5 protein-coding genes, 1 pseudogene and 1 riboswitch are annotated in these 5,672 nt (G+C 55.3%); of the genes and pseudogenes, 2 read left to right on the forward strand and 4 right to left on the reverse strand.

All coding sequences use genetic code 11. The features are described from left to right. Positions 1-154 (reverse strand): annotated as a pseudogene (locus WCC56_RS19660) (4,5-DOPA dioxygenase extradiol); the annotation flags it as partial. A gap of 195 nt (positions 155-349) precedes the next feature. On the opposite strand from WCC56_RS19660, the gene zupT reads away from it, so the two are divergent. Further along, positions 350-1,117, forward strand: a complete 768-nt coding sequence (gene zupT, locus WCC56_RS19665; protein WP_424694009.1) for a zinc transporter ZupT — start codon at positions 350-352, stop codon at positions 1,115-1,117. Between the two features lie 52 nt (positions 1,118-1,169). On the opposite strand, the gene ribB is transcribed toward zupT, so the two are convergent. Continuing rightward, the gene (gene ribB, locus WCC56_RS19670; RefSeq protein ID WP_424694010.1) at positions 1,170-1,826 is read right to left on the reverse strand and encodes a 3,4-dihydroxy-2-butanone-4-phosphate synthase; all 657 of its coding nucleotides are present in this window, start codon (positions 1,824-1,826) and stop codon (positions 1,170-1,172) included. A gap of 109 nt (positions 1,827-1,935) precedes the next feature. Further along, a riboswitch (FMN riboswitch) is annotated at positions 1,936-2,088 on the reverse strand. 147 nt (positions 2,089-2,235) lie between these two features. On the opposite strand from ribB, the gene ubiK reads away from it, so the two are divergent. Further along, complete coding sequence (gene ubiK, locus WCC56_RS19675; RefSeq protein ID WP_424694011.1) at positions 2,236-2,523, forward strand: ubiquinone biosynthesis accessory factor UbiK; 288 nt, start codon at positions 2,236-2,238, stop codon at positions 2,521-2,523. 72 nt (positions 2,524-2,595) lie between these two features. Here the strand turns inward: ubiK and hldE are convergent, their stop codons facing one another. Further along, entirely contained in the window at positions 2,596-4,023 is a 1,428-nt protein-coding gene (gene hldE, locus WCC56_RS19680; RefSeq protein WP_424694012.1) for a bifunctional D-glycero-beta-D-manno-heptose-7-phosphate kinase/D-glycero-beta-D-manno-heptose 1-phosphate adenylyltransferase HldE, read from the reverse strand. 119 nt (positions 4,024-4,142) lie between these two features. Then, positions 4,143-5,672: bifunctional [glutamate--ammonia ligase]-adenylyl-L-tyrosine phosphorylase/[glutamate--ammonia-ligase] adenylyltransferase (gene glnE / locus WCC56_RS19685; RefSeq protein WP_424694013.1), on the reverse strand; the 1,530-nt coding region annotated here is incomplete at its 5' end.

Raw genomic sequence — 5,672 nt, forward strand, 5'->3', positions numbered from 1 at the left:
TGGTGTACCAATGCGCGGAGACCGCCACGATGGCTTTAGGGCGCGGTAACGTTTTGCCCAGCTGACGCCAGGTTTCGGTATAAACATTCTCTTCCAGCACATTCATTGGGCTGCCATGGCCAAGAAAAAGTGCGGGCATACGTAACTGACTCATAGTGGTTCCCCTGAATATGTCGGCTTAATAACGGCTACATTACGCGCTTTCCCCCGGCGATGAACCCGGATAACTGTGATGAAGATAATCAATAAATTTGAACAGTAAAAAATACACTTCCTGACGTTACAGCTGGTTATTTTTTGATAAGGTATAGCAAAGGCTATACTTTATACTTTCCTTCTGGAGGTCACCTTGTCTGTGCCATTAATACTGACTTTATTCGCTGGCGGCGCGACCTTTATTGGCGCACTGCTGGGTGTGATGGGCCAGAAACCTTCAAACCGCGTCCTGGCGTTTGCCTTAGGTTTTGCTGCCGGCATTATGTTGCTGATCTCGCTAATGGAGATGCTGCCTGCGGCGCTGCACGCTGAAGGCATGTCGCCTGTATTGGGTTACGGCATGTTTGTGGTTGGGCTGCTGGGTTACTTCGCACTGGATCGTATGCTACCTCATCAGCACCCACAGGATCTTCTGACCGGCTGCCACCCTCCCCGCAATCTTCGGCGCACGGCGATGCTGCTGACTTTAGGGATCAGCCTGCATAATTTTCCAGAAGGTGTGGCGACCTTTGTAACCGCGAGCAGTGACCTGGAAATGGGCATGGGCATCGCTCTGGCCGTTGCTATCCACAATATTCCTGAAGGACTTGCCGTAGCAGGGCCGATGTATGCCGCAACAGGCTCAAAAAAGAAGGCGATCTTCTGGGCGGGCGTTTCCGGCATGGCCGAAATCCTGGGCGGGGTGCTGGCGTTCTTAGTCCTTGGTCCGCTGGTTTCGCCGGTTTTGATGGGGGCGATCATGGCCACAGTGGCCGGGATTATGGTGGCGTTGTCGGTTGATGAATTGATGCCGCTGGCTAAAGAGATCGACCCTAAAAGTAACCCAAGCTATGGTGTCCTTTGCGGTATGGCGGTGATGGGTCTGAGCCTGACTTTGCTGCAAAGCAGCGGACTGAGTTAAGGCGAAAAAAAACCGGGTCACAGGCACCCGGTTTTAATCTTCGTCAGACAGATTAGCTGGCCTGACGAGACTCATTGCTGCGACGGTAAGCGACCAAATCTTCGATGGTCACGACCGGCATATTCTGCTGCTTAGCAAACTCGATAGCCTCTGGCGCATGGGCCATGGTGCCATCATCGTTGGTCAGTTCACACAGTACGCCAGCAGGTTTGAAACCGGCCAGCGTAACCAGATCGATGGTCGCTTCAGTATGACCGCCACGAGTGAGGACGCCGCCTTCGCTGGCGCGAAGCGGGAACACATGCCCAGGGCGATTCAGGTCAGAAGGTTTGGCATTGTCGGCGATAGCTGCACGGATGGTGGTCACGCGATCTTTAGCTGAAACGCCAGTGGTCACGCCTTCCGCCGCTTCAATAGTGACGGTAAAACCGGTGCCGTAAGCGCTGGTATTGGTTTCGACCATCATTGGCAGCTCAAGCTGACGACGACGTTCTTCCGTCAGACAAAGACAAACAATCCCGCTGCCGTGGCGGATGGTCAGTGCCATCTGCTCAACTGTCATGGTTTCTGCGGCAAAGATCATATCGCCTTCGTTTTCACGATCTTCATCGTCCAACACCATCACACCGCGCCCTTCGCGCAAGGCGGCGATTGCACGTTCTACACGCTGCTGAGGCGTGCCAAATTCAGAAAGTAGCGTCTGATTCATGGTAATAAAACCTTATAAAATGTATGGGTTACCAGAATCAGGGCGTGCTTAGGAGTGTCATGCAGTGACAAAAAAATAACGGTGCGGCGGGCAAAAGCCCGGCCTGATACGTTACTCTCTCCCATCCGGACTTTAACCGTCGGCCCCGGAGTTACACCGGGTCTGCTGACCTTCAAACCGGGAGGTCTGAAGCGCTCGCGGGCTTTCGGCATAACGCCGATTTACCGCCGGTGGGGAATTACACCCCGCCCTGAGAATAAGCCTGCTTACTATAACGCCGATAAAATGCCAGGGCAACGAACAAAATGTGCCTTTAGTTTGGCATTTTTCTGCTTTGCTGATTTCTGGTTTATCCTTTCGGATTATCGCATTACACTTAAAGAAACTTTGCCGCCACCAGGAAGCCGCTATGATTGACCCCAAAAAAATTGAACAACTAGCCCGTCAGGTTCACGAATCTATGCCAAAAGGCATCCGTGAGTTTGGTGACGACGTTGAGAAAAAAATCCGTCAGACGCTGCAATCGCAGCTGACCCGTTTAGATTTGGTCAATCGCGAAGAGTTTGATGTGCAGACTCAGGTGTTATTGCGCACGCGTGAAAAGCTGGCTGCCCTGGAGCAACGCCTTGCCGAGCTGGAAAGCCGTGGTACTGACGCTACGCCAAAAGACGTGATTAAAACCGAAGACATGCAGTAACCGTCTGGGTTTTAAGTAAAAAAAGGGGCGATCTAAGATCGCCCCTTTTTCTTTCTGACCGACGTCAGAGCATCAGTCTTTAGACTTAATTGCTTTAATGATGTTGCTGGTTGAGATGCCATCTTCAAAATTCAGCACCCGCACTTCGCCACCGTTAGCCCAGACTTCCACACTGCCAGCAATCTCTTCTGGCTTATAGTCTCCGCCTTTCACCAGCAAGTCTGGCAGTACATCAGCAATCACTCGCTGCGGTGTATCTTCTTCAAACGGCACCACCCAGTCGACGGCTTCCAGCGCACCCAGCACAATCATCCGATTAATCAGCGGATTGATTGGACGGCTTTCCCCTTTCAGGCGCTTAGTCGAAGCATCGCTGTTTACCGCAACAATCAACCGATCGCCGAGCTTACGGGCGTTTGCCAGGTAGGAAACATGGCCGGCGTGCAGAATATCGAAGCAGCCGTTGGTCATCACCACTTTCTCGCCACGGCGGCGAGCCAGCGCGACAGCTTCTTTCAGCTGTGCCTCATCCATCACGCCAAAACCAGACTCCGGACGGGCGCGGATAGCGTTTTCCAGCTCAACGGGAGAAACGGTCGATGTCCCCAGTTTACCCACAACCACACCAGCGGCAGCGTTAGCCAGGAAGCAGCTCTCTTCCAGCGTGTTGCCCGCCGCCAGAGCCGCCGCCAGCACGCCAATCACCGTATCCCCGGCACCGGTAACATCATAAACTTCCTGGGCCTGAGTCGGCAGATGGAACGGCTTTTTGCCCGGTTGCAGCAGCGTCATGCCGTTCTCAGACCGGGTAACCAGCAGGGCAGATAAATCAAACTTCGCCATCAGCTCCATGCCGCGCTCAACAATCTCGGCTTCGTCTTTGCACTTGCCGACTACGGCTTCAAACTCAGACAGGTTTGGCGTCAGGATCGTGGCACCACGATAACGCTCGAAGTCGGTGCCTTTCGGATCGACCAGCACCGGAACGTTGGCCTCGCGGGCGATCTGAATGATGGTCTCTACGCTGGCCAGTGCCCCTTTGGCATAGTCCGACAGCACCAACGCGCCCGCTTTTGGCAAGCCCTGGCGGATACGCTCATGCAGCGGCTCAGGATCAACACCTTCAAAGCCTTCTTCAAAATCCAGACGGATTAGCTGCTGGTTCCGTGAAAGAACGCGCAGTTTAGTGATCGTTGGATGAGTGGCAACCGCAACAAAATCACACTGCACGTTAACGCCACTGAGGCTGGCATCCAGCGCGCGGGCTGCATCATCAATGCCAGTCAATCCTACCAGGCGGGACCCTGCGCCCAGTGAAGCGATGTTCATCGCAACGTTAGCCGCGCCGCCAGGACGCTCTTCAACGTTATCCACTTTAACAACCGGAACCGGGGCTTCAGGAGAGATGCGGCTGGTTGGGCCGTACCAGTAGCGATCCAGCATCACGTCGCCAACAACCAGAACACCCGCACGGTTAAAATCGGGCAGCGTAATTTTCATTCCAGACACTCCAGGCTGAAGTCAAAAATAGTGCGCGGGATGATAGCACAAGCTGACAATCCCGCACATTCACCCTTCATCTTACAAGCTACAGCTTGAAAGCTCGGGCAGGCAGCACATTAACTGCCGAACCAATGCGACCAGCTGTTGTTCACCACGTTCTTCTCCACGCTAAAGGCTTCCGGTGAAACCTGACCCGGCAACTCTTGCAACGCGAGATGGTGCAGCGCATCACGCAGCGTGACATAAGCTTGCGTCAGCGCCTTCGCTTCCTCACTGCTCATGCGGTCATTATTGGCCATCAGTTCAAGGATACGCACGTTGTCAGACCAGCGCGTCAGCTTAGGTTCGCTGGCGGCATAGCGTAAGACCAGGTATTGCGTGATGAATTCAATATCGGTGATCCCGCCCCGATCGGCTTTCAGATCCCAGCGCCCTTTTTGCTTGTTGCCAAGGTGCGCACGCATTTTCTCACGCATCTCCCGCACCTCTACCTTCAGCTTATCAGCGTCACGCGGCAGGCAGAGGATCCCCCGGCGGATGTCATCAAAACGCTTACTCAGGGCAGCCTCGCCAAACACGATGCGCGCTCGCACCAGCGCCTGATGCTCCCAGGTCCAGGCTTCATTACGCTGGTATTCATCAAAGGCTTCAAAGGTACTGACCAGCATGCCCGCCGCACCGGATGGACGCAGGCGCGCATCCACGTCATACAGAATGCCGGACGAGGTGCGGGTACTGAACAGGTGCATAACACGCTGCGCCAGACGCAGATAGAACTGCCTGCCGTAAATACTGCGCTCGCCGTCGGTCACCGCATCGGCCGGGCAGTCATGCAGGAACACCAGGTCCAGATCGGAGCTATAGCCCAGCTCCCAGCCTCCCAGCTTGCCGTACCCCACCACGGCAAACCCGCGTTCCTGAAGCTGGGTCAGATGTGAAGGACGGCCATAACGCTGCACCATCATCTGCCAGGCCTGCTGCACCACCTGCTCGATCATCGCTTCTGCCAGCCAGGTCAGATGATCGCTGACCTTCATCACCGGCAGCGTGCCAGCAATATCTGCCGCCGCAATGCGCAGATGCTGGGCTTGCTTAAACTGGCGAAGCGCTTCCAGCTGCTGTTCCTCGTCCTCTTCCGGGATGCGCAGCAGATACTGACGCAGCTCATCACGGTAGGCATCGGTGGCGGTCGGCTGGTAGAGCGTGGCCGGATCGAGCAGCTCATCAAGCAATAACGGATAGCGCGCCAGTTGGCTGGCCACCATTGGTGACGCTGCACACAGGCGGATTAAATGCTTTAACGCGCCGTGATACTCGGTCAGCAGCTCCAGATAGGTGGTTCGCGTCACCACGCCCAGCAGCAAAGGTGTCAGGCGGCTTAAGGCAACGGCGGCGTCATTGCGCGGGCAGACTTCGCTTAGCAATCGCGGCATCAGCTGGTCGAGCGCCTGACGACCACGCGGACCAATGGTGCGTTTATCCACATCCTGACGGAAGTCGTTGATGGTTTGCAGCAGACGCTGACGCGCCTCGCTCTCAAGGTGGGGAACCAGCGGTGCAAGCTCGGCCTCTTCCAGCCGATCCTGCCAGAGGACGCCATAATCCTCGGCTTCTTTATTGCCGCCGGTTTCCGGGGTGTCATCGCC

The sequence above is a fragment of the Erwinia sp. genome, from assembly GCF_049696395.1.
Classification (GTDB): Bacteria; Pseudomonadota; Gammaproteobacteria; order Enterobacterales; family Enterobacteriaceae; genus Erwinia.

What these genes read in the sequence shown, in the direction of transcription:
- ribB (WP_424694010.1), bottom strand. Translation starts at nt 1,826, where the DNA reads ATGAATCAGACGCTACTTTCTGAATTTGGCACGCCTCAGCAGCGTGTA.
- ubiK (WP_424694011.1), top strand. Translation starts at nt 2,236, where the DNA reads ATGATTGACCCCAAAAAAATTGAACAACTAGCCCGTCAGGTTCACGAA.
- hldE (WP_424694012.1), bottom strand. Translation starts at nt 4,023, where the DNA reads ATGAAAATTACGCTGCCCGATTTTAACCGTGCGGGTGTTCTGGTTGTT.